Here is a 22,279-nt window from a genome sequence, read left to right as displayed (position 1 = left end):
CAGGCCCATGGAACCGGAAAAGCAAGCCCCAGTACCCTACGCCCCTCCTGCCACCTTCACGCTAAAGGGCTATAAGCCATGGGTGGTGACGGGTGCCGCGCTGGTGGCCATCGTGCTGTTTTGCGGCTTGAACACGGAAGCCACCCCCGTCACTTGGGAAAGCTACGCTCGCTGGGGAGCGCCGAGCAGCGTAGACATCCTGAACGGCGCTTACTGGGGGCTTATCAGCAGCAACTTTGTGCATCTGGCTTTCTGGCACCTAGGGTTTAACCTGTACTGGTTTTGGATACTCGGCCGGAAGATTGAGTTTGAGCAAGGGGCTGGTTTTATGGCCGTGTTGCTGCTCACGGCGGCCTTCGTTTCATCGACGGCAGAGTTTGCGCTGGGACAGAGCACTGGCATGGGATTGTCGGGGGTAGTGTATGCCTTTTTTGGATTCATCTTCACCTCTGGGCTTACTAACTCACGCTATGCAGGCTTTTTGGTTTCCAAACTGGTCTGGCAATTCGTAGGGTGGCTGTTTTTTTGCCTCCTGCTCACGGCTACCAACGTGTGGCAGGTGGGCAACGCGGCCCATTTTGCCGGCCTGGCGTGGGGCGCAGCTGTGGCGTGGCTTTATCAGCGGCGCAAAGCCGTGCGGTACGGGCTGGGCATACTGGTGCTGGCAGGCCTGAGCGTGCCCTTGTTTTGGGCGCCTTGGTCGGTGCTGTGGCTCAGCAACAAAGCTTATACTGCGCACACGGCCAACGACGTGCCTATGGCGCGACACTACTACCGCCTGATACTGCAGAAAGAGCCAGCAAATCAGTTTGCTCTTTCAAACCTGAACTTCCTCCGGATTGATGAGCTCTCCAAACAGGCCGAACTGGCTTTTAAACAGCAACAGATTCCGAAAGCGCAGCAGCTGTGCCGTCAGATTTTAAAGCTACAACCGGCCAACGAGTGGGCCCTGGCTATGCTGTCGGCCAGTGCTGGCTCGCCAGTGCAACAATAGTCGCCCGATGGACAAACCCCTGACCAGCGCGGGTTTATCGGTGCTGATTCCGATTTACAATTGGGACGTGCGCGAATTGGTGCACACGCTACTGGCCCAACGGGCCGGCTGGCCCGGCCCCGTCGAAATCTTGCTCTTTGACGACGGTTCTCGTCCCGAATTTTTAAATACCAACCGACCGCTGGGCGCGCTGCCCGGCGTGCACTACCAGGAACTGCCGCGCAACGTGGGCCGCGCCGCCATACGCAACCGGCTGGCTGCCGCGGCGCAACACGAGTGGCTGCTGCTACTCGACAACGACAGCTTGGCGCCCGATGGGCAATTTCTGGCCCGCTACGCGACAGCAGCGGGCCGGGCGGACGTCGTAATTGGCGGCACCAGCTACCGCGCCAGCCCGCCGGCCGACCCGGCCCTGCGCCTTCGGTGGCTGTATGGGCAGGCGCGCGAGGCGCGTCCCGCGGCCGTGCGCCAGGCCGCCCCATACGGCCAGCTCACCATTAACAATGCGCTGATGCGGGCCGACATTTTCCGGCGGTTTACGCTGGATGAGCGCCTAAACGGCTACGGGCACGAAGACACCAAATTTGGCCTGGCGCTGGCAGCGGCGAGCATACTGCTGCTCCACATCGACAACCCCGTGCTGCACGAAGGCTTGGAACCAGCCACCGTTTTCCTGCAAAAGAGTGAACAGGCGGTGCGCAATCTAGCCCAATTGTACCGCACTGAAAACCTGGGTACCGAGTCGCGGCTGCTGCAAACGGCACTGCGCCTGCGTCGGCTGGGGCTGGGCGGGGCCACCCGCGCTGCGCTGGAGGTGGCTGCCCCGGCCTTGCGCCGGCAATTGTTATCGGCGCAGCCCCGATTGCGGGCTTTCGACCTGCTGAAACTGTATTGGCTACTGCGGGAACTGGCCTGAGTTTGCCCAGTATCTTTGGCCGCCCCGTTTCCCGTGCTGCTTTGATACTTCCCGCCCCGCCCTCCCCTATTCTGTTGCTCGATTTGGCTGCCGAGCACGCAGCCCTGCAACCCGCTCTCAACGACGCCATGCAAGAGGTGCTGGACTCAGCCGCCTTCATCCAGGGGCCGGCCGTGGGGCAATTTGCGGCGGAGTTGGGGCAATACCTGGGCGGCGCGCACGTAGTACCCTGCGCCAATGGCACCGACGCCCTCACTCTGGCCCTGATGAGCCTGGACTTGCCGGCCGGGGCCGAAGTCATCACTCCCGCTTTCACCTACGTGGCTACCTTGGAAGCGGCGGCGCTGCTGGGTTTGCGCCCGGTGCTGGTTGATGTGCGGCCCGATACTTTCAACATCGACCCGGCCGCGGTGGAGGCGGCCATCACGCCGCGTACCGGCGCCATCGTGGCGGTGCATCTGTTCGGCCAGTGCGCCGATTTGGCGGCGCTGCAGGCCATTGTCCAACGCCACGGTATTGCCCTGATTGAGGACAACGCGCAGGCTCTGGGTGCCACCTTCCAGCTACCCAACGGCGAAACGGCTTTTGCCGGCGCGGTGGGCGAAGTGGGTACCACCTCCTTCTTTCCGTCCAAAAACCTCGGCTGCCTGGGCGACGGTGGCGCCCTGCTCACCCGCGACCCGGCTCGCGCCACCCAGCTGCACCAGCTCGCCAACCATGGCCAGAGCCAGAAGTACCACCACCAGCGCATCGGCCTCAATTCCCGCCTCGACACCCTGCAAGCCGCCCTGCTGCGGGTGAAACTGCAGCAGCTGCCCGCCAACACTGCCGCCCGCCAGGCCATGGCTGCCCGCTACGACGCCGCTTTAGCTTCGGTACCAGGCATTAGCATTCCGGCTCGTGACCTGCGCAGCACGCACGTATTCCACCAGTACACCATCCAAGTGCAGGAAGCCAGCCGCCGCGACGACCTGCAGCATTTTCTCAAAAGCTGCGGGGTGCCGACCATGATTTACTACCCGCTGCCCGTGCACGCGCAGCCGGCGTATGCCTATCTGGGCTACCAGGCGGGGCAATTCCCGGTGGCCGAGCAGCTATGCCAGTCGGTGCTGTCGCTGCCTATTCATCCGCTGCTGACGAGCGAGCAGCAGGAGTATATTGCTGCAAAACTGAGCGAATGGTAGCCATTTTTCAACCCAGGTTACTTATAAGCCAACAGCGCATTAAAGCTAAAAATGGATACTTATGCTCGCGTGAAATGGTGGCGCTACGTTGAAGGGCAACTGTTGATAGGCCAGTTGCTGATTCTTCTGGGGTTTGCCTGGCTGGCCGCGCGCATTTATTACTCAGCATTTTATAGCTACGTTCCGGCCAAAAACGAGCAATGGCGGTGTGCAACCGGCGAAACCATCGCCTTGCTTTTTACGGTGCTGACGACCTGTTATGTATTACTACTTTGCTTGTGGCAGTTCGGCCTTATGAAAAGGCGGCTCTTTGGAAAGCACGCTAGTATCTGGAGCCTTATTAGCTTCACGGCGTCGCTGCTGCCCGTTGTGCTGCTGATTTACACTTTCTGGAAACCTTGACCAATCCCCCTGCTCCCGTTCGCTTCGTCATATGCGGCGTGGGCCACATTGGCCGCCGCCACGCCGCGCTGGTGGCCCGCCACGAAGGCGCCGCGCTGACGGCTCTCATTGACCCCCGCACCGACTTGCAGCCGGGCCTCGCCACCGAGTTTCCGGGCGTGCCGTTTTTCGCTTCGCTCGAAGAATACCTGCAAGCCGGCCCCGCCGCCGACGTGCTCACCGTGGCCACGCCCAACGGCCTGCACGCCCCGCAGGCAGTGGCTGGCCTGCGCCACGGCCTGCACGTCGTCATTGAGAAGCCCATTGCCCTGCACAAGGCCGACGCCGAAACCATTGTGCACACGGCCCTGCAAACCGGCCGGCTGGTGTTTGGGGTGATGCAAAACCGCTACTCGCCCCCGGCCGCCTGGCTGAAGCAGGTGGTAGATGAAGGCCGCCTGGGCCAAGTGTTTCTGGTGCAGCTCAACTGCTTCTGGAACCGCGACGCGCGCTATTACAAGGCGGGCGGCTGGAAAGGCACGCAGGCGCTCGACGGTGGCACGCTTTTCACGCAATTCAGCCACTTCGTTGATTTGCTGTACTGGGTGTTCGGCGATATCACCAACATTGCCGCCCGCTTCCGCGACTTCACCCACGAAGGCCTGACCGAGTTTGAAGACAGCGGCCTCATCACCTTTGACCTCCTGCGCGGCGGCAGCGGCACGCTCAGCTACAGCACCGCCGTGTGGGACCGCAACCTCGAAAGCTCCCTTACCGTGGTGGCCGAGCGCGGCAGCCTGCGCATCGCCGGCCAGTACATGGACAAGGTAGAGTACTGCCACATCGAAGGCTACCAGATGCCCGAGCTACCGGCCACCAACCCCGCCAACAACTACGGCGCCTTCCAGGGCTCGGCTGCCAACCACGTGCAAGTCATCGAAAACGTGGTGGACACCGTGCAGCGCCGCAGCTTTGCCACGACGAATGCGCTGGAAGGCTTGAAGGTGGTGGAAATTATTGAGCGGATTTACGCGCTAAAACGGGCGTAATGCGATTGGTTTCGTGCGTGCCAGCTTACTCGATTTCCGGGTTTCGGCTTTCGTAATAGGGAAGCTGGCGAATGAGTCCGAAGCTCAGCACCAGCCCCATGGCCGCCCCTACCACCAGCCCTCCCACGTGGGCAGCGTTGTCAACGCCCGGCATGATGAAGCCAAACAACAGGTTCAATCCGCCCAGCACCGCCACCAGAACAAGCACGACCGAACGCATGCCGCTGGGCAAGGCCCGGCGCGCAGCCAGCACCACAGCGGCCCCCATCAGGCCAAATATGGCGCCTGAGACTCCAACGCTGACAATGGCCGGATGCCAGTACACGCTAACCAAACTGCTTCCGATGGCGGCCACCAAATAGAGCAGCCCAAACCGCAGGGTGCCAAGAGGCTTTTCCATAAAGCCGCCCAGCAAACCGAGTATTGCCAGGTTATTGACCAGATGCATAAACCCGCCGTGGAGAAAAGCACTGCTCAACAGGCGCCACCACTCGCCGGCCCCCACGGCCGCCCCGTAGTTTCCGCCCCAAGCCCTCAAATCGGAAGCGGCAAAAGATTCGATGCCGGACTGCGTTGCCAGGGCCATCACCAGGTACACCGCGGCGTTGGCGAGCAGCAGCATGGGAGTCAGCAAATACCCGGGGCGGGGCGTGAGCCAGTCCGGCCAGGCCTGGGTGCTGCGTCCGGCCCGAAACTCGATGACGTTCATGGTAATCAGCCTCGGAATCAGCAACAGCGCCAAAAACACGCCGGAACCTACCCCCACCCACCCCATGAGCCACTTGGCAGAATCGAGGCCGCGCAAGGCAAACGTTTCCTCTCCGGGCTGGAGCACCACCACGGCTTTGGTGGTATCGGTGTTGGCCAGTGCGGAGCGCCGCGCGGCCTCGACATAAGCATCTCGTTCCTTGGTGTTGCCCAAGCGGTAATAGTAGCCCAGCGGGTTCTCAAATTTCTCCGCCCTGAAGAGCTTTTCGCTGCGCTGGAGAAAGGCCCGATAGGCGGCTTCCTTTTCCGAATCAGATGCGCTGGTGCGGACGTCATCGGTATAGTGCAGGCCCAGCCACACCGGCACCCGCTGCAACGTGTCGGCCGGCGAGGCCAGCAGCGGGGTGCTGATGTACAGGTGAAAATTGAGCCTGCTCCCTTTGTTGGAGGTATTCATCCGCACTGCGGCTGCCGCATACCGGGCGTTGGTGTGCTCGGTGCGGAACCGATAGTAGCGCCCCAGCGGCTGCGTCGGGTCCACGCTGGCCGGCGATGCCAGCTCCACCATCTTACTTCGGGTTGCCGCCAGGTAGCCGTGCAGGCAGTTGGCCCCGCAGGTCATTACCGCCAGCGCAATCATGGCCAGAAACAGCCGCGCATCAAAATTGCCGGGCCCCTCGGCCAGCAAGCGCAGCCGGGGCCACAACAGGAAGGCCACCGCTCCGGCACTCACCACCAGCGGAAGCCCAAGCTTCCACAGCTCCTCGGGGGGCTCGAAGGAGGGCATCCAGGTCAGCAGCGCCCAGTCCAGCAGCCCGTAAGCGGCCAGGAACAACAGCGCCAGTCGCAGATAAGGCCAAAAAATGAGCTCTATCTTGTCCTTTAGAGGTTCGTAGCTTTTTGTCATGCACCATATCAAATTGCGGCCAAAGCTATGCTTTGCCTTGCCACGCGCGCTGCCTGCTCATCCAACCGGCTTACCTACTTCTTCGTGTCCGTAAAATTCTGCACCGCGTAGGCCACCCCAATGGTGAGGCCCTGCGAGTACTGCAGGCCGCTGTCCTGGTCGTAATCGTAGAGGGCGATGCCGGTGAGGGCCACGTTCACGTACTTGCCTACTTTGGCGGTGAGGCCGAGGTCGAGGCGGTGGTCGATTTCCTGCGGGTTAATGTTTTTGTAGTTGGCAAACAGCAGGTAGCGGGCCTTGAGGTTGACGTTGGGGCTGATGTTTTTGTCAAACTCGGCCAGAATTTGAGCCGCCAGAATTTCCCAGCGGGTGCTATGGCCAGGGCGCACGCCATACGGTGTGTCGCCGAGGGTGGCCACGAACCGGTCGGCGCGGTTCACCACGGTGAGGCGCGGGGCAAAGGGCGCCAGGCGCAGGTGGAAGTAGGGCGCAGGGCGGTACTCGAAGCCGTAGGCAGCGGTAAGGAAGGCGGGCGCGAAAAAATCGGAGGTCAGGCGGGCACGGTCGAGGCCGGCGGCGTCGGTATCGTACTTGTAGCCGGGCGCGAACTGGGAGAGCAGGTTCAGCGACACGAACATGTTCCATTTCTCGCTCATGGCCCAGCCGTACTTGGTGTCGAGAAACAACCGGTCCTGGTTTTTGCGGTAGCCCAGACCCTTGGTTTGGGAAAAGGCGAACAGGAAGTCGGCCTCGTTATCGAAGCTGTGGGCTCCGGTTTTGCGGTTGGCTTTGGCATTGGCCAAAGCGTTGAAGCCGATGGTGTTGACGCCCCCGCCGCGCCAATTGGTACTTAGCAGCGACTCATTCAGCCCGAGCCCGGTTTTGAGGCTCTTGCGCCAGAGCGGCTCGGGCGCAGGCGCGGGCGGAGTGGGCTCGGGAATAACTGTAGGCGTAGTCTGAGCACGAGCCGTGGCAGCCAGAAGTAGCAGCCCCAAGGCAATAGGTAGCAGTTGTTTCATATTAGAGATAGAACATTTTAGAGCGGAAAAACGCTATAAGTACAGCAAGGGATTGCCGTGTGCTTGAATAGCGGTTTTAAGCCGAAAGATAGTAGCGGCGTTTCCAGTCCGCTTCTTCTTGCGGCTTCGTTCACCCAGACTTATTGCCCTTCCGCCACGCATGGGACTTTATCAACTGCTGTATCAAAGCGAAGCACTCATGGCTTTCGACACGCCGGAGCTGCTGGCCCTGCTGCATCAGTGCCGCACCCGCAACGCCACCCATAACATGACCGGGCTATTGCTTTACGCTGCCGACGGGCGGTTTTTACAGCTGTTGGAAGGAGAGCAGGCAGCGGTGCACGACCTTTACCACCAGCGCATTGCCCGCGACCCGCGCCACTTCAACTGCCGGGTGCTGCGCGAAGGCCCATGCGAGGCGCGCACGTTTGGCGCCTGGGCCATGAGCTTTCGCCCTGCGTCGGGCCACGACTTGCGGGACCTGCCGGGCTACGTCTCGCCCGACGACCCCTCCCGGCTGGTGCCCCAGCCGCATACGCAGCTGGAGCTCATTGCCTTGCTGCTCGACTTCCTCATCGAGCACGAGCCGGTGCCCTGGCTGAACAAGCCCTGAGCATCGGGGCCGGCCTGGGTTGCCGCGCGCCGGGTGGGTATCTTTACGGAAATGACTGCCCGCCCTGCCTCCTACCCCGTTGTTGCTCCCGCGGCCGCCCCGGCCGCGTCCGTTTCCTTCCTGGCCACCATTGCCCGCGAGCTGCTGGACCGCTACGGCTCCGGCCCGCTCGATGAGCTGTCCGACATCGTGGTGGTGGTGCCCACGCGCCGCGCCGTGGTGTACCTGAAGAACGAACTGGCCCTGGCCCTGCCCGGCGCGGCCCCGCTGTGGGCCCCGCGCGTGGCCGCCATGGAAGACTACATGGTGGAGCTGGCCGGCGTGCAGGTAGAGGAGCCCATTGCCCTGCAATTGCTGCTCTACGACATCCTGAAAGGCATCGACACCAAGCTCGATTTCGACCAGTTTGTGGGCTGGGCCGGGCTGCTGCTCAACGACTTCTCCAACCTCGACCAGAACCTGGCCCCCACCCACGAAGTCTTCGACTACCTCACCGAGGCCAAGGCCCTGGAGCGCTGGGACATCAGCGAGCTGCCGCCCAAAAGCCAGGCCGCCGCGCACTCCTTCGGCTTCTGGAACCAGCTGGAGCGGGTGTATCACGAGTTGAAACGCCGCATGCTGGCCAACCACCTCGCCTACCCCGGCCTGGCCTACCGCCGCGCCGTGGAAAAGCTGGAAAAAAGCCTGAAAGACCCCGCCAAGCCCGAGCCGGCCCGCCACGTGTTCGTGGGCCTGGGCAATTTGTCGGCCTCGGAAGAAAAGCTCATTCGCCTGCTGCTCAACGCCGGCCGGGCCGAAGTGCGCTTCGACGCCGACCCGTTCTACCTCGAAAAAAACTCGCCGAACCGCGCTGGCCAGCACCTGCGCCGCTACTTCGAGAAGTGGAAGCTGCCGCTCGACAACTTCGGCGGGGGCGTGGAGTACCTGCGCGGCCTGCCCCGCCACGTGCGCTACCTGGGCGTGGCCAACCCCAGCATGCAGGGCAAGCTGGCCGGCCAGCTGCTGGCCGAAGCCCGCCGCAACCACCCCGACGCCACCGTAGCCGTGGTACTGCCCGACGAAACCCTGCTGCTGCCCGTGCTGCACGGCCTGCCGCCCGACGAGGTGCCCGATTACAACGTGACCATGGGCCTGAGCTTCCAGGCCACGCCCTTGTTCAACCTGGTCGATTTGCTGTTCGAGGTGCACCTCACCGGCATCCGGGAAGGCAGCCCGGAATCCGGCTATGGCGTGCCGCGCTACCACCACCTGGCCGTGAGCAAGCTGCTCTCGCACCCCTTCCTGCGCCGCTACCAGCAGTGGCAGGACCGCCAGGCCGACCAACCCCAGTACCACGGTATTCTGGACCAGATTTGCCGCGAAATCGTGCGCGTGAACGCCGTGTTGCTGCCCGCCTCGGAACTGCTGAAAATGGGCGCCCACCACCCGCTCATCGAGGCCCTATTTAAAACCTGGAACAACTGCGACGACATCATTGCCGCCTGCAACACCCTCATCGACCTGCTGAAACAGGTGTACGCCGACCAGCAAGGCGGCATCGAAGCCGAATACCTCTACCTGTTTTACACCCTCGTCAAGCAGCTCGATTCGGCCTTCGACTGCCGCGAGCAGCGCCTGTCGGTGCGCTCGTTCCGCCGCTTTCTGTACGAGCAGATGGGTCGCACCCGCCTGCCCTTCTCCGGCGAGCCGCTGGCCGATGTGCAGGTGATGGGCCTGCTCGAAACCCGCGCCCTCGATTTCGACCACCTCATCATCCTCAGCTGCAACGAAGGCGTGCTGCCCGCGCCCAAAAAGCAGCAGTCGCTCTTCCCCTACGACGTCCTCACCGAGTTCAAGCTTCCCACCTACGCCGACGCCGAGGCCATCACGGCCTACAACTTCTGGCGCCTGCTCCAGCGCGCCCAGCGCGTCGACCTGGTACACGTGCTGCCCGGCGCCGAGGGCATCAAAAGCGGAGAGCGCAGCCGCTTCCTGCTGCAGTTGGAAAACGACCTGCTGCCCCAAAACCCACAGCTCACGCTCGAAGACCTGACCGTTTCAGTAGAAGGACCTGAAACGGAAACGGGCGTCGACCAGTACGAAGGCGACCTCATTCTGGAGAAAGACCCCGAGATGCTGGCTTCCCTACGTGGCGTCCTGGAGCGCAACATCTCGCCCTCGCGCCTCAACGATTTCCTGGCCTGCTCGCTACGCTTCTACTTCTCGAAAGTGGCGCGCTTCCACGAAAACGACGCCGTGGAGGAAACGCTGGAAGCCAGCAGCTTTGGCACCATGGTGCACGAGGCGCTAGAAAAGCTAATGGAGCCCTTCGCCCAGGATGGCCGGCCCATCACGGCCGACGACATACCCGAGCTCATCAAGCAAGCCCCGGCGGAGGTGCAAAAGGCCCTGCGGCAGGAAGAAACCGAAAAGCACGCCCGCGCCGACGAAGGCCTCAACCACGTCTACGGCCAGGTGGCCAGCCGCTTGGTGGTGCGCCTGCTCGAAAGCCTGACCGAACAGCCCGGCATGCTGCCCATTCGCCTCTTCGGCTTGGAAAAGGAGCTGGCCGCTACCGTTTTTGTGGACGTGCCGGGCCAAACCGAACAACTGGCTGTGCGCCTGTTTGGCTACGCCGACCGTGTAGACGAGCTGCCCGACGGCCGCCTGCGCGTGGTCGACTACAAATCGGGCAAGGTGGAGCGTCGCGACTTGCAGCTTCGCGGCTACGGCAACAAGCTCAGCCCTGCCGAAGCCGTGGACCGCCTCCTGCACGAGGCCAGCAGCAGCGCCGACAAAGTGCGCCAGCTCTGGCTCTACCGCCTTATGCTGGCCCACACCGCCCACCGCGAAACGGCCGATACCTCCATCCTCTCCCTGCGCAACATCAACGAAGGCCTGCTCGCGGCCGACTTAAGCTTCCTCACCGATGGCGGGGAAGACTTCGTGGCCGTTTCCGAGGACCTGGTGCGTAAGATTGTGCTCCGCATCCTCGACCCCGCCGAGCCCATCCGCAAAACCGACGACTTCACCAAGTGCGAGCATTGCCCCTATAAAGGCATTTGCGCCCGCTAGTGCCCGCCCGCTCACCCCGTATGAAGTACCTGCTGAGTTGTTTGTTGTGCCTGTCGGCGTTGCTCACGCTGGCGCAGAAACCGTCGTTCACGGTGCGACAAATTTCGCTGCCCAAGGAGCTGGAATACTACGACAACCAGTTTTCCGGACTCGCCATCAGCCGGGGCAAACTGTTCCTCCTCTCCGAAAGCCGGCTGCAGGACCAGGCCGAAGCCAAGCTTTACACCGTGCAGCTCAGCGACCTGGACCGCAAGCTCCGGGACACTACCTACGTCCTGCCCTACCAGAAAATTAAGCTTCTGGGCCTGCCCGCGTTGCGGGCCCGCATGAAGACCGCCGGACAGGAATACGAAGGCCTTGAAGCGCTGATGATAACCAAAGACGTCGTCTACTTATCCGTAGAAACCGCCACTCCCTCCAGCAACTGCTACCTACTCAAGGGCCACCTGCAAGCCAACACTGTGGCACTGGACACTACCTTTTTGCTCGCGCTGCCCAAGCCGCCCGCCCCCAACGGCTCGCACATCTACAACGCGGGGTTCGAGGCCGCCGTCACAGCGAAAAAGGAGTTGGTTGCTTTCTTCGAATACAACTCTTTTTCCGGCCAGAATTACGCCTATGGCTTCCGCAAGCCTCACCTTACGGCCAATTCGACCATTGATAAGCTGCCTTTCAGCCCCTTGCCCTTCCGCATCACCGACGTTACGCCGGTGGGCCGCAACCACTTCACGGCCATTAACTACTTTTTCAAGGGTGCGGGCGGCGACACCATTTACCGCCCCCCGGCCACCGACGTGGCCAATACCCGACTCGTCACCGGGCCGGAAGGCTTCAAAAACTACTGCCGCCTGGTCGATATTAACCTGAAAAATAACCGCTTCACCTGGCAGCCTTTGTGGGAATTTCCCGAGCAGTACATGGGCTACAACTGGGAGGGCCTCGTGGCTTACAAGCAGGGCTATTTCGTCATCAACGATAAGTACACCCCCAGCCGCCCCTACCGCACCACGCTGCTGTACCTCCAAGGCAGCCATTAAGCATCACCAACTCCCACTCCCAAAAGCAATTATGCAAACTCCTGACTCCTCCGCCCGCAAAGACGAATTCATGCAAGCCGCCATCGACGAAGCCCGCCTGGGCCGCTCGCAGGGTGGCATCCCCATCGGCTCGGTGCTTGTGCGCAACGGCAAAATCATCGGCCAGGGCCACAACAAGCGCGTGCAGGAAGACAGCGCCATCAAGCACGGCGAGATGGACTGCCTCACCAACGCCGGCCGCCAGCGCAGCTACCGCGACACCGTCATCTACACCACGCTGATGCCCTGCTACATGTGCGCCGGCACCATCGTGCAATTCAAAATCCCGAAGGTGATGGTAGGCGAAAGCCGCACCTTCGGCGAGTCGCGCGCTTTCCTGGAAAGCCACGGCGTGGAAGTGGTGGACCTCGACCTGCAGGAATGCGTGGACATGATGAATGAATTCATCGAAGCTGAGCCCACGCTGTGGAATGAAGACATCATGGAGCTATAAATTATTCACTTGAGATTAAGTCTAGTGAGTATGCACTTACCGATAGTGAGCTAACACTTATACGGCCTTAGTACCTCCTCACCTACCTTTGTTTCGCAATCGGGCAAAACGTTGTCTGATTTGCCAATTCCCACGTCCTCTTTCGCTAGGTGTATCCCACCCCACCTAGGAAAACATCGGTTGAATACGTCCGGGTCTCCGCCCTAGGAGCTACGTAATGCGGAATTCAACACGCTACAGCCGGTTAAGTCGACTTCGCTCGATTTAACCGGCTGTATTGTTTTAGTTCTTTGGGGTTTGCAGCCTTTCCCAGCACCGTAGCTAAGGCGTGGGGAGGCCTACCGGCAAGTGCCCTGTAGCACCTAAAAAAACATAAATGCTTGCCGTTGGCCTTATCTTGCCGCAACTCTGCGCCCGAAACGGGCCTATCGAAGGAGTTTTAGCAGTTTCAGATTATTCGGTTGGGCGATGACCAGTCATTCCAAGATAGAGCAGGCGGCCCTGCAACTTTTCGGCGAGCGCGGCTACGACAGCACCTCCACCCTGCTCATTGCCAAGAGCGCCGGCGTGTCGGAGGCATTGCTGTTTAAGTATTTTCAAAGCAAGGAAAAGCTGTTCGAGTATCTCATCAAGCAGGGCTTCCGCCGCATTGTGGAGGCCAACCGCGGCATCCTAACCGAGCAAAACCCGCGCGTGCTGATTGAAAACGTCATCGACCTGCCCTACAAACTGGTGCACGACGAGCCCGATTTCTGGAAGATGCAGGACAAGGAATTCAACCGGCCACTGGTGCAGAAGTACTTTCAGCGCTTCATGAGCCCGATTGATAACCTGCTGCAGCAAGCTTTCAAAGACGTGGGGGCAGATGATGCAGAAATGACCACGCAGCTGCTGCTGCTCATCATCCAGAGCCTGTGGCGCAACCTGTTGTATGAGCACGACCCCCACCTCCAGAAGCTAGGCGACCACCTCAAGCGCACCTACCTGCAGCGCACGCCGGCCAAATAAAAGAGTTTTGCGGCTCTTTCGCATAGCAAAAGGCCTGGCTTGGCAGGCCACCCTAGATTCGGAATTTCTTCAATAGAAAGGTTGGCCTGGCCATACAGGTGAGCTTGACTGGAAAGCACGCATCTGCTGGCCTTTTTTTTGCGTTGGTATCATTGCGCCACCTTTTTGCTGCCGTCTATGTCCCACCACGCCGTTCACCGCTTGTTGCGCCCGTTGCTGGTTTGGCGGGCCCGCCACGTCAGCGAACGGATGTATATGCTCATTCTGAGCGTGTTGGTGGGCGGAGCAGCCGGCCTGGCGGCGGTGCTGCTGAAAAATGCGGTTCACTGGGGGCAGGAAATGCTGCGCGAAGGCATTTCCGAGCCCAGCCAGGTATTTGCGCTGTCGGTCTACCCGGTGGTGGGCATTGCCCTCACGGTGTTGTTCACGAAGTTTTTTCTGGGAGGCCAGCTGGGCCGGGGCATCGGGCCCATCATCTACAACACGGCCCGGGAGGGCAGCGTAGTACCGCGCTCCAAGCTGTATTCGCAGCTGGTGACGGCGTTTCTGACGGTCACCTTCGGCGGCTCGGCCGGTACCGAGGCACCCATTTCGGTCACGGGCGCGGCGCTGGGCTCCAACGCGGGCCGGGTGCTGCACCTCGACCGTCGGCGGCGGCGTTTGCTCACGGGCTGCGGGGCGGCGGCGGGCGTGGCGGCCATTTTCAACTCGCCCATTGCGGGCGTGCTGTTTGCGGTCGAAACCATTTTGCTGGAGCTGCCGGCGCAGTATTTCATTCCGCTGCTTATTTCCTCGGCCACCGCCACGGTGGTGTCGAAGGCGCTGTACGCAGGGCAGCCGTTTGTGCTCATCACCACGAGTTGGCCGGTGGATGCGGTGCCGTTTTACGTGTTGCTGGGCTTGTTCACGGCCTTTTTCTCGGTGTACATGATTCGGACCTACCATTGGTTCGACCATTTCTTTGAGCGCTGGCCGGGGCTCGACTGGCGCAAGGTGGTGCTGGGCGGCGTAGCGCTGGGCGGCCTTATCTTCCTCTTCCCCACCCTCTACGGCGAGGGCTACAACACGGTGGAGCTGCTGCTGCGCGGCCACTCCGAGCACCTCACCGACGGCAGTATTTTCTCAGTTTACCAAGACAACAACCCTTGGCTTCTGCTGGTGTTGGTGCTGTTCAGCATGATGCTGAAGGTGGTGGCCACCAGCATCACGGTGGGCAGCGGCGGCAACGGCGGCATGTTCGGCTCGTCGCTGTTTTCGGGGGCGCTGGCGGGGTTTTTCTTCGCCCGCCTCATCAACCTAAGCGGGCTAGTCCACATTCCCGAGGTGCATTTTATTGTGCTGGGCATGGCGGGCACGCTGGCGGGCGTCATTCACGCGCCGCTCACGGCCATCTTCCTCATCGCCGAAATCACGGGCGGCTACGCCTTGTTTGTGCCGCTGATGGTGGTAACCAGTTCTTCCTATCTGATTACCAAGTATTTTGAACCCTATTCGGTATACACGCGCAAGCTAACCCTGAAAGGGGTGGACGTGTATGCCAACCGCGACCGGGGCCTGCTGGCCCAGCTCGACCCGCGCAAGCTGCTGGCCACCGACTTTATTCCCGTTCGGCCCAGCACCACGCTGGGCGAGCTGGTGGATATTTTCCGGCACTCCTCACGCGACCTGTTCCCGGTGGTGGCGGCCGGCGGCCGGCTGCTGGGCGTGGTTAGCCTGAATTCGGTGCGCGATGCCCTGTTTGACGACGCCCATTACAGCACCACCCGCGTGCGCGAGCTCATGAAGCCAGCCCCCGTGGTGGTGGGCCCGGCCGATGATTTGGAGCACACCCTTGCTTTGCTGGACCGCTACGGCCACTGGGCCTTGCCGGTATGCGAGGAAGACGGGCGCTACCTGGGTTTCATTCTGAAAACCGACATTCTGGCCCGGTACCGTCGGCAGCTCATCCAGGAGAGCGAAGCGTAGTTTATGATGAAAGATAAAGACTCTGTCATCCTGAGCGCAGTGAAGGACCTTATCTAGCCTGAACTAATCGTTCGCATTTGATAAGGTCCTTCACTGCGCTCAGGATGACAGAAGACTTTTCAATTCAATACTCCCTCAGTTCCGGCGTTTTGCGGGCCATCTGCAGGCCTACCATCATGAGCAGGCCGGTGAGCAGGATGACCACGAAAAGCATGTTTTCGCTCACTTCGCCTATCAGCAGGCGGGACGGGATGCTGTAGAACAGCAGCACCGAAATAAGGCCTTTGGGCGCAATGAACAGCTCGGGCACGAGGTCGGTTTTGGCCACGTAGCGCAGGTACACGTAGCGCACCAGTGTGAGCACGCTCACAATGAGAATGCCTTGCAGCAGCAGGCTCACGCTCATCAAGTGGCTTAGGGTGATGGAGTAGCCGAAGAGCAGAAAAAAGAAGGTGCGAATCAGGAAGGCTGATTCGGCGGTGATGCTTTTGAGCTGATGTAACTGGCCGGCCAGCTCCTCGGGGTGCAGGAAGCGGCGCAGCAGCGGGTGCTTCAGCAGCTGGTCAGCGTTGTTGACGGCCAGACCGAAGGCCAGGACGAGCACGAGGGACGAAAGGTGCAGCTTCTTGGCAATGCTGTAGATGAGCACCAGAAAGGCAAACAGCAGGAAGAACTTTACGCGCGAGCGCAGCCGGCCCAGCAGCCAGGCCAACAGTGCGGTGCTGAGCACGGCCACCACGGCCACCGCCAGCACGTCGCGCCCGAAGGTGACGATGGACCAGCCCTGGGCGAAATCATCTTGCAAAATGAAGTTGAACAGCATGATGCCTACGATGTCAGAAAACGTGCTTTCGTAGATGATGAACTCCTGCTTGGTGCCCCCCAGGCCTGCCACGCTGGGGATGGCCACAGCGCTGCTCACCACGGCCAGCGGCACGGCATTGAGCAGGCAGCTTTGCCAGCGCGCACCCACGTAGAAATGCAGCAGCGCCGCAATGGCCACCACCTGCACCCCCATGATGAGCACCGCCGCCAGAAACGAGCGCCGGATGAGCGGGGCCTTGTCGCGGGTGAGGCGCAGGTCGAGCGAGCCCTCCAACACAATAAGAATGAGGCCCACGATGCCAAAGATTTGCAGCAGCACCGACGGCACGGCCACCGCCACGTTCCAATATGCAGCCGCCTGGTTCAGCGCGATGCCCGCCAGCAGCAACAGCAACACCGACGGCACCTTGGTGGCACGGGCCGCGAGGTCGAACACGTATGACAGCAGAACGGCCAGGCTCAGGCCGATAAGAATGGTATAAGGTCCCATAGATGGTAGGGCTAACGGACGAGCTAGGGCCGGGGTTAAGCCCGCGCGCCCCGGAGCCGTAACTTTGATGGCTTTTTTAAAGGCGGCAATGGTCAACCCTTTTTCCCTCACTGTATGCATAAACGCCCGGGCGTAGTGGCCGTTATTGGGGGCGGGCCGGCGGGCCTCATGGCTGCCCAGCGCCTGGCCGAAGCGGGCCTGGCGGTGCAGGTGTTTGAGGCCCAGGCCACGGTGGGGCGCAAGTTTCTGGTGGCCGGGCACGGCGGTTTCAACCTGAGCAATGCCGAGGACCTGGCCCGTTTCGCCAGCCGCTACGGCGCCGAGGAAACGCGCTTCCGGTCGCTTCTGAGTCATTTTTCGCCGGCCGACCTGCGCGCCTGGGCGGCCGAGTTGGGCATTGAAACATTTGTGGGCACCAGCGGCCGCATTTTCCCGGTGGCTGCGCACAAGCCGGCCGACTTGCTTCGCGCCTGGCTGGGCCGGCTACGGGAATTGGGCGTGGAAATCCATACCCGTCACCGGTGGCTGGGCTTTGCGGGCGCCGGGCTGCGCCTGCGCGAGGAGGCATCAGGCCGCGAGTTTACTAGCGAGCCCGCCGCCACGGTGCTGGCGCTGGGTGGGGCCAGTTGGGCCAAAACTGGCTCCGACGGCGCCTGGGTGCCATTGCTGCAGGAAATTGGAGTGCCCGTGGTGCCCTTCGCGCCGGCCAACTGCGGCGCGGAGGTGGTGTGGTCGGATTTTTTTAAAGAAAAAGTGGGCCGCGCACCGTTGAAAAATATCAGCTTACGGGTGAACAGCGGCCCCGCCGTGCGCGGCGAAATCATGCTCACCGACTACGGCCTGGAGGGCACGCCCGTGTATGCCCTGACGCCGCAGGTGCGGGAGGCTTTGGGCCACGGCGGCCCCGCTACCCTCTTTCTGAACCTAAAACCAGATTTGGCGCCGTCGGCTTTGCGGGCCAAGCTGCAGCAGCGGCGCAGCGGCGCTTCCTTGCCCGATTTCCTGCGCAAAGCTCTGGGGCTGACGCCTCCCGTGCCCACGCTGCTCCGCGAACTAGTGCCCCAGGTTGCCACGGCACCACCGGAGGAGCTGGCGGCACTGCTCACGGCCCTGCCGTTGCCCGTGGCGGGCCTGCGCCCGCTCGATGAAGCCATTTCCACGGCCGGCGGCATCGCCCTCGCGGCCGTCGACGAGCACCTGATGCTGCGGCAGCGCCCCGGCACCTTCGTGGCCGGCGAAATGCTCGATTGGGAGGCTCCCACGGGCGGCTACCTGCTACAGGGCTGCTTCAGCACCGGCGCCTGGGCGGCGCAGGGCGTGCTGCAGCATTTGCGGTGAGCGGTGAGCGGTGAGCGGTGAGCAGTGAGCAGTGAGCAGTGAGCAAAAAGAACGTCATGCTGAGCGCAGCCGAAGCATCGCTACCGCAATACTAAATGATTAGTACAGGAGTAGAGATGCTTCGGCTCCGCTCAGCATGACGTTCTATTCCGTCAGCAGGACCGGCTATTTCATTTGCTGATTTTTTCTCGCTACCCCTCCTTCTTTGCCTTGCCCAAGGCTTTTTCCTTCTCTTCTGCCTCGCGCAAAATCTGGCGCGCTTCGCCGAGCAGGCGGCGGCCGGGGTTTAGCTCGTCGCGGGCAATGAGGGCGAAAAGCAGAAAAAACGACGCCAAGGGCACCAACCAGCCCAGCGCAAACCACAGCCAAAACGAGCGGCCGCGGCTGTGGGCGCAGTAGCCCGTGAGGATGGGAATAAAGGAGATGGCCACCGCCATCACGAAGAGCATGTCGACGAAAAGCATAGGCGGATGGGGTGGACGGTGGGGCGGCTACGAAGGGAGTGGCCGTTGCCCGAAGATACGATTTTTCGGGTCGGCAGAGAAGTGCGGAAACAGGAAATTTGTTTTGAAACGCCACTTTTCAGCGGTTTTTTCCGTAGTTCGGCCTGAAGTCGGGGCCGCGACGAGGCCCGGCCGTCTTGAATCTGCCCATGTGGGAACACCAAAGTTTGTTTCGCGTTTCGGCCCAACTCTTTGCCGAGGGGGTGTTTAACTTGCTCGACCGCAACCTGCGGCCCGAAGTTTTTCTCCTGGGTTTTGCCTCGGCCAAAGAAGCCGACGAACCAGATGCCGTGGTGGTGGAACCCCCCACGACCCGCTACACCCCGGCCGATTTTCGGGATGTAAAACACAACGCCGCCGCCCTCGAAGCCGACAACGGGCCCCAGGGCTCGGTGTACCACCTGCACCCCAACGACCACGACCGGTTTGAAAAGCAGCACTGGTACGAGCTGGTGTGCCGCGCCACCGAAACCACGCTCAACACCCTCACAGCCGAGCGCCACGAAAACCGCCGCTCCTTCTGCTCGGTGCCGGTGAGCTTGCAGGGCTACTTGGTGACGGTGGTGCTGCAGCTCTCGGCCGACTGCTACGACGGCTACTACTCCCTGCCCAAACCCAGCAGCGGCCGCCCCGCCAACCTGCCCCACGCCACGGTGATGGAGTTTCTGCACGATTGCGGCCGCGCCCTGCGCGAGGCCGACACCGCCGACAACGACCAGCCCGTGCTCGACCGCGACTACAACGAGCTGCTGCGCTCGGCCGGCCGCCGGCTGATGCTGCGCGTGGCCCCAGCCGGCACCCACGGCCTCTACGACGCCTGCAACGGCGTGGCCGCCCTGCGCCACGAGGGCGACGAGGGCATTGGCACCATGCTCATCAGCCGGCGCTTGCACCCGGCCATTGTGCCCGTGCTCACGCTCGAAACACCCGTGCCCATGCGCGACCACCGCTCCATCCGCAAGCTGCTGGAGCTGAGCGAGGGCCACACGGCCCTGATTTCGGACGCCTCGCACGTGTTTGGCCTGGGCCAGCTGGTGCCGCAGTCCGACGCGCAATTTGAGCCCCTCGTGACGGTGCACTTCACCAACCACTACAGCTGGGAAATGAGCCACGCCGGCCAAGTGCTGATGCGCGTGGTGAGCAACACGCCGCGCCTGCCCCAGGGCCGCGTGGCGGCTGAAAACTTCGCCCGCGTGGTGCGCATCGTGTTTCCCAACCTCGACGTGGACAGCACCGACTACCTCTGGGACTTGGCCCAGAAAGCCACCACCCAGCCTAACGGCACCATCCTCGTCATCACCACCGGGGCGGCGCAGGAGGCCCAGCGCCTGGCGCGGCAGTGCTTCCGGGTGGTGCCGCGCATCATGACGCCCTCGGTGCTGCGCCTCGTCACCAACATCGACGGCGCGGTGCTCATCGAGCCCAACGGTATGTGCCACGCCATCGGTGCCATTCTCGACGGCCTGGCCACCGAGAAGGGCGACTCCTCACGCGGCTCGCGCTACAATTCGGCCCTGCGCTACGCCCACAGCAGCAAGTACCCCGTGCTGGCCGTGGTGGTGAGCGAAGACGGCTGGATTGATTTGCTGCCCAGCTGATGCCGGCGGGGGAAATTGCAGCTGACCTCGCCAAGCTCGAACAAGACCTGACGCTGCGCGAGCAATTGAGTTTTGCCGCTCGGGCCGAAGCGCTGGATTTTCTGGACTTACATGTCATTGAGCGGTTGGCGAATCTGGACCCGGCCCTTGGCATCACGGCCGATTTGCGGCTACTTCAGCAAAGAGCGGAGCGCCTGAAGCAGCAATTAGAAGCCGTTGATACGGCGCTATTTCAGCAGCTGCGGGCCGGTATTCGGAGCGGGAACTACCGCGGCCCAGCTTTCCGGGCGCTGGCGGAACAGTACGTGGGCTTTACCAATGCGGGCAGCCAGCCACCGGTCCTGCCCGTTGGGTACGATTTGCTTGACGATTTTACCAACGGGCTGTTTCCCTTGCGGGAGTTGCCGGTGGAAACGGCGGCCCCGGAACCGGAAATGGTGTACTACCAGAAAACGCCGGCTCGCGTTATTTTCGAACTCGCTGAAAAGGCCATGTTCGGTAGTGAAGACGTTTTCGTGGATGTGGGCGCGGGCCTGGGGCACGTGCCGCTACTCGTCAACCTGCTGGGCGGAGTGCAGGCCCGGGGTATTGAGATAGAGCCGGCTTACGTAGCAATTGCCACCGGTTGGGCCGCCGACTTAGAGCTGTCGGATGTATCATTTATCCAAGCCGATGCCCGCTACGCCGACTATTCCGGGGGCACCGTCTTCTTTCTCTACACGCCTTTCAAAGGCCGCATGCTGGCCGAGGTGTTGGAGCGACTGCGGGTGGAAGCGCAACGCCGCTGCATCACGCTGTTCACGTATGGGCCCTGCACGCTACAGGTAGCCCGGGAGCCCTGGCTGCAGGGCGTCGGCACCCCGGAAATAAACGCCGACCGGTTGGCGCAGTTCCACAGCTGAACACGCCGCCCGCCGTGCCCGTGCTGCATGTGGGCCGTACCTTTGGGGCGTGAAAACCTACTGCAAAACCTCACTGCCCGCCGTGCTGGCCGCTTCCCTGGCGTGCCTGGCGGCCTGCTCTTCGCCCAACAAGCCGGTTTCGGAAAACGGCGCGCCCTCGCCGGCCACCGCTGCCGAAATAGCCCTCATGAGCAAGCACGACTCGCTGATGGCTCAAACCGACCAGGTTATGGGTCTGAAAAGCAAGCTCTCGGGCTACCACACCGAGGCCGCCGCGCCCTACATCCGCGGCCTGCAAGCCGCCGATAACGCTATGATGGGCTGGATGCACCAGTACAAAGCCCCCGACAGCACGGCTACGCCCGAGGCCCGCCTGGCTTACTTCCAGCAGCAGCAGGAGAAGCTCAAGGCCGTGCAGGGCCGGTTCCGCTCGTCGCTCGACTCGGCCACTAGCTTCGTTACGCAGCACCCACCTGCCGGCGAAGTGGCCCCTACTTCTTCCAAATAATCCACGGTTAGCATGTTATTGAATCGCCTTTTGCTGCTGGCTGGGCTGGCGGCCACGCTGGCCGCCCCGGCTTGCACCGAAAAACCCAAAGAAGCGGCCCGCCTCCCCATTCTGGGCGAGCGCGACGTGCGCCCCCGCGCCGACGGCGGCCCCGCCGACACGGTGTTCGCCGCCGTGCCCCGCTTCCGCCTCGTCGACCAAACCGGCCAGACGCTTACCAACCAGAGCTTTGCCGGCCGGGCCTACGTGGCCGATTTCTTCTTCGCCACCTGCCCCGGCATCTGCCCCAAAATGCAGGGCGAGTTGCTTAAGGTGTACCGACAGTTTGAGAAAGACCCGCGTGTGGTGTTCCTCTCGCACACCATCGACCCGGCCCACGATTCCATCCCGGTGCTTAAGGACTACGCCCAGCGCCTGGGCATTGCCGACGCCAGCCGCTGGCACTTTGCCACCACCGGCGCCCACGGCGAGCCCACGGCCCGCGACACGGTGTTTCAGCTGGCCCGCGCCTACTTTACCGCCGCCCAGCCCGACAAGGAGGCACCCGGCGGCTTTGCCCACAACGGCACCTTCGCGCTGGTGGACGACCAGGGGCACATCCGTGGCCTCTACGACAGCCTCAACCCAACCGAAGTGGCGCGGCTGCAGAAAGAACTGCCTGTATTGCTGGCCGAAATTGATGCGCGTAAGAAGGGCGTAGCCGGCAGGTAGTTTAAGCAAAACCGTCTGTCATCCTGAGCGCCGCGAAGGACCTTCTCCCGTCAGAAAGCCTAACGGGAGAAGGTCC

Annotated in this window: 20 protein-coding genes; 16 read left to right on the top strand and 4 right to left on the bottom strand. The window is 62.0% G+C overall.

The window, feature by feature from the left end; all coding sequences use genetic code 11:
• Positions 1-7 precede the first annotated feature (7 nt).
• Genes I2I01_RS19765 through I2I01_RS19745 form a run of 5 tightly spaced genes read left to right on the top strand, consistent with a single transcriptional unit; the run spans position 8 to position 4,524 of the window.
• The gene (locus I2I01_RS19765) at positions 8-994 is read left to right on the top strand and encodes a rhomboid family intramembrane serine protease (RefSeq protein ID WP_196288254.1); all 987 of its coding nucleotides are present in this window, start codon (positions 8-10) and stop codon (positions 992-994) included.
• A 7-nt stretch (positions 995-1,001) separates the two neighbouring features.
• The gene (locus I2I01_RS19760; RefSeq protein ID WP_196288253.1) at positions 1,002-1,910 is read left to right on the top strand and encodes a glycosyltransferase family 2 protein; all 909 of its coding nucleotides are present in this window, start codon (positions 1,002-1,004) and stop codon (positions 1,908-1,910) included.
• A gap of 41 nt (positions 1,911-1,951) precedes the next feature.
• Positions 1,952-3,094, top strand: a complete 1,143-nt coding sequence (locus I2I01_RS19755) for a DegT/DnrJ/EryC1/StrS family aminotransferase (RefSeq protein ID WP_211538057.1) — start codon at positions 1,952-1,954, stop codon at positions 3,092-3,094.
• Positions 3,095-3,145: 51 nt separating this feature from the next.
• The gene (locus tag I2I01_RS19750) at positions 3,146-3,496 is read left to right on the top strand and encodes a hypothetical protein (RefSeq protein ID WP_196288252.1); all 351 of its coding nucleotides are present in this window, start codon (positions 3,146-3,148) and stop codon (positions 3,494-3,496) included.
• Complete coding sequence (locus tag I2I01_RS19745; protein WP_196288251.1) at positions 3,493-4,524, top strand: Gfo/Idh/MocA family protein; 1,032 nt, start codon at positions 3,493-3,495, stop codon at positions 4,522-4,524. Before I2I01_RS19750 ends, I2I01_RS19745 begins: the two co-directional genes overlap by 4 nt.
• Before the next feature lie 25 nt (positions 4,525-4,549).
• On the opposite strand, the gene I2I01_RS19740 is transcribed toward I2I01_RS19745, so the two are convergent.
• Together I2I01_RS19740 and I2I01_RS19735 are read right to left on the bottom strand one after the other, a co-directional pair.
• Positions 4,550-6,139 (bottom strand): rhomboid family intramembrane serine protease, encoded by a 1,590-nt coding sequence (locus I2I01_RS19740; protein ID WP_196288250.1) that lies wholly within the window; start codon positions 6,137-6,139, stop codon positions 4,550-4,552.
• A gap of 74 nt (positions 6,140-6,213) precedes the next feature.
• On the bottom strand, positions 6,214-7,158 hold the full coding sequence (locus I2I01_RS19735; RefSeq protein WP_196288249.1) for a DUF3078 domain-containing protein: 945 nt from the start codon (positions 7,156-7,158) through the stop codon (positions 6,214-6,216).
• Positions 7,159-7,318: 160 nt separating this feature from the next.
• On the opposite strand from I2I01_RS19735, the gene I2I01_RS19730 reads away from it, so the two are divergent.
• The 6 genes from I2I01_RS19730 to I2I01_RS19705 all read left to right on the top strand — a co-directional run bounded on the left by I2I01_RS19730 (position 7,319) and on the right by I2I01_RS19705 (position 15,328).
• Positions 7,319-7,771, top strand: a complete 453-nt coding sequence (locus tag I2I01_RS19730; RefSeq protein ID WP_196288248.1) for a BLUF domain-containing protein — start codon at positions 7,319-7,321, stop codon at positions 7,769-7,771.
• A gap of 51 nt (positions 7,772-7,822) precedes the next feature.
• Positions 7,823-10,825: a PD-(D/E)XK nuclease family protein gene (locus I2I01_RS19725; protein ID WP_196288247.1), complete on the top strand. Its 3,003-nt coding sequence runs from the start codon at positions 7,823-7,825 to the stop codon at positions 10,823-10,825.
• A 20-nt stretch (positions 10,826-10,845) separates the two neighbouring features.
• Entirely contained in the window at positions 10,846-11,862 is a 1,017-nt protein-coding gene (locus I2I01_RS19720) for a hypothetical protein (RefSeq protein WP_196288246.1), read from the top strand.
• Between the two features lie 31 nt (positions 11,863-11,893).
• Positions 11,894-12,355 (top strand): nucleoside deaminase, encoded by a 462-nt coding sequence (locus I2I01_RS19715; RefSeq protein ID WP_196288245.1) that lies wholly within the window; start codon positions 11,894-11,896, stop codon positions 12,353-12,355.
• 468 nt (positions 12,356-12,823) lie between these two features.
• A complete protein-coding gene (locus I2I01_RS19710) occupies positions 12,824-13,363 on the top strand; it encodes a TetR/AcrR family transcriptional regulator (protein WP_196288244.1) in 540 nt (179 codons plus the stop codon).
• Positions 13,364-13,540: 177 nt separating this feature from the next.
• Positions 13,541-15,328 carry a chloride channel protein gene (locus tag I2I01_RS19705; protein ID WP_196288243.1) on the top strand — a complete coding sequence of 596 codons (1,788 nt, stop codon included), beginning with the start codon at positions 13,541-13,543 and terminating at the stop codon, positions 15,326-15,328.
• A 124-nt stretch (positions 15,329-15,452) separates the two neighbouring features.
• On the opposite strand, the gene I2I01_RS19700 is transcribed toward I2I01_RS19705, so the two are convergent.
• Positions 15,453-16,643 (bottom strand): cation:proton antiporter domain-containing protein, encoded by a 1,191-nt coding sequence (locus I2I01_RS19700; protein ID WP_196288242.1) that lies wholly within the window; start codon positions 16,641-16,643, stop codon positions 15,453-15,455.
• A gap of 114 nt (positions 16,644-16,757) precedes the next feature.
• On the opposite strand from I2I01_RS19700, the gene I2I01_RS19695 reads away from it, so the two are divergent.
• Complete coding sequence (locus I2I01_RS19695) at positions 16,758-17,981, top strand: BaiN/RdsA family NAD(P)/FAD-dependent oxidoreductase (RefSeq protein ID WP_196288241.1); 1,224 nt, start codon at positions 16,758-16,760, stop codon at positions 17,979-17,981.
• Positions 17,982-18,172: 191 nt separating this feature from the next.
• On the opposite strand, the gene I2I01_RS19690 is transcribed toward I2I01_RS19695, so the two are convergent.
• Complete coding sequence (locus I2I01_RS19690; protein ID WP_196288240.1) at positions 18,173-18,445, bottom strand: hypothetical protein; 273 nt, start codon at positions 18,443-18,445, stop codon at positions 18,173-18,175.
• A gap of 188 nt (positions 18,446-18,633) precedes the next feature.
• Between I2I01_RS19690 and I2I01_RS19685 the strand changes: the two genes are divergently transcribed.
• Genes I2I01_RS19685 through I2I01_RS19670 form a run of 4 tightly spaced genes read left to right on the top strand, consistent with a single transcriptional unit; the run spans position 18,634 to position 22,203 of the window.
• The gene (locus I2I01_RS19685) at positions 18,634-20,082 is read left to right on the top strand and encodes a diadenylate cyclase (protein ID WP_196288239.1); all 1,449 of its coding nucleotides are present in this window, start codon (positions 18,634-18,636) and stop codon (positions 20,080-20,082) included.
• Positions 20,082-20,984 carry a class I SAM-dependent methyltransferase gene (locus I2I01_RS19680; RefSeq protein ID WP_196288238.1) on the top strand — a complete coding sequence of 301 codons (903 nt, stop codon included), beginning with the start codon at positions 20,082-20,084 and terminating at the stop codon, positions 20,982-20,984. Before I2I01_RS19685 ends, I2I01_RS19680 begins: the two co-directional genes overlap by 1 nt.
• 49 nt (positions 20,985-21,033) lie before the next feature.
• Positions 21,034-21,492, top strand: a complete 459-nt coding sequence (locus I2I01_RS19675) for a hypothetical protein (RefSeq protein ID WP_196288237.1) — start codon at positions 21,034-21,036, stop codon at positions 21,490-21,492.
• Positions 21,493-21,504: 12 nt separating this feature from the next.
• Positions 21,505-22,203 carry an SCO family protein gene (locus I2I01_RS19670; RefSeq protein ID WP_196288236.1) on the top strand — a complete coding sequence of 233 codons (699 nt, stop codon included), beginning with the start codon at positions 21,505-21,507 and terminating at the stop codon, positions 22,201-22,203.
• Positions 22,204-22,279 lie beyond the last annotated feature (76 nt).

Source organism: Hymenobacter properus (assembly GCF_015694735.1).
Taxonomy (GTDB): domain Bacteria; phylum Bacteroidota; class Bacteroidia; order Cytophagales; family Hymenobacteraceae; genus Hymenobacter; species Hymenobacter properus.
This window is presented reverse-complemented; position numbering and strand designations above follow the sequence as displayed.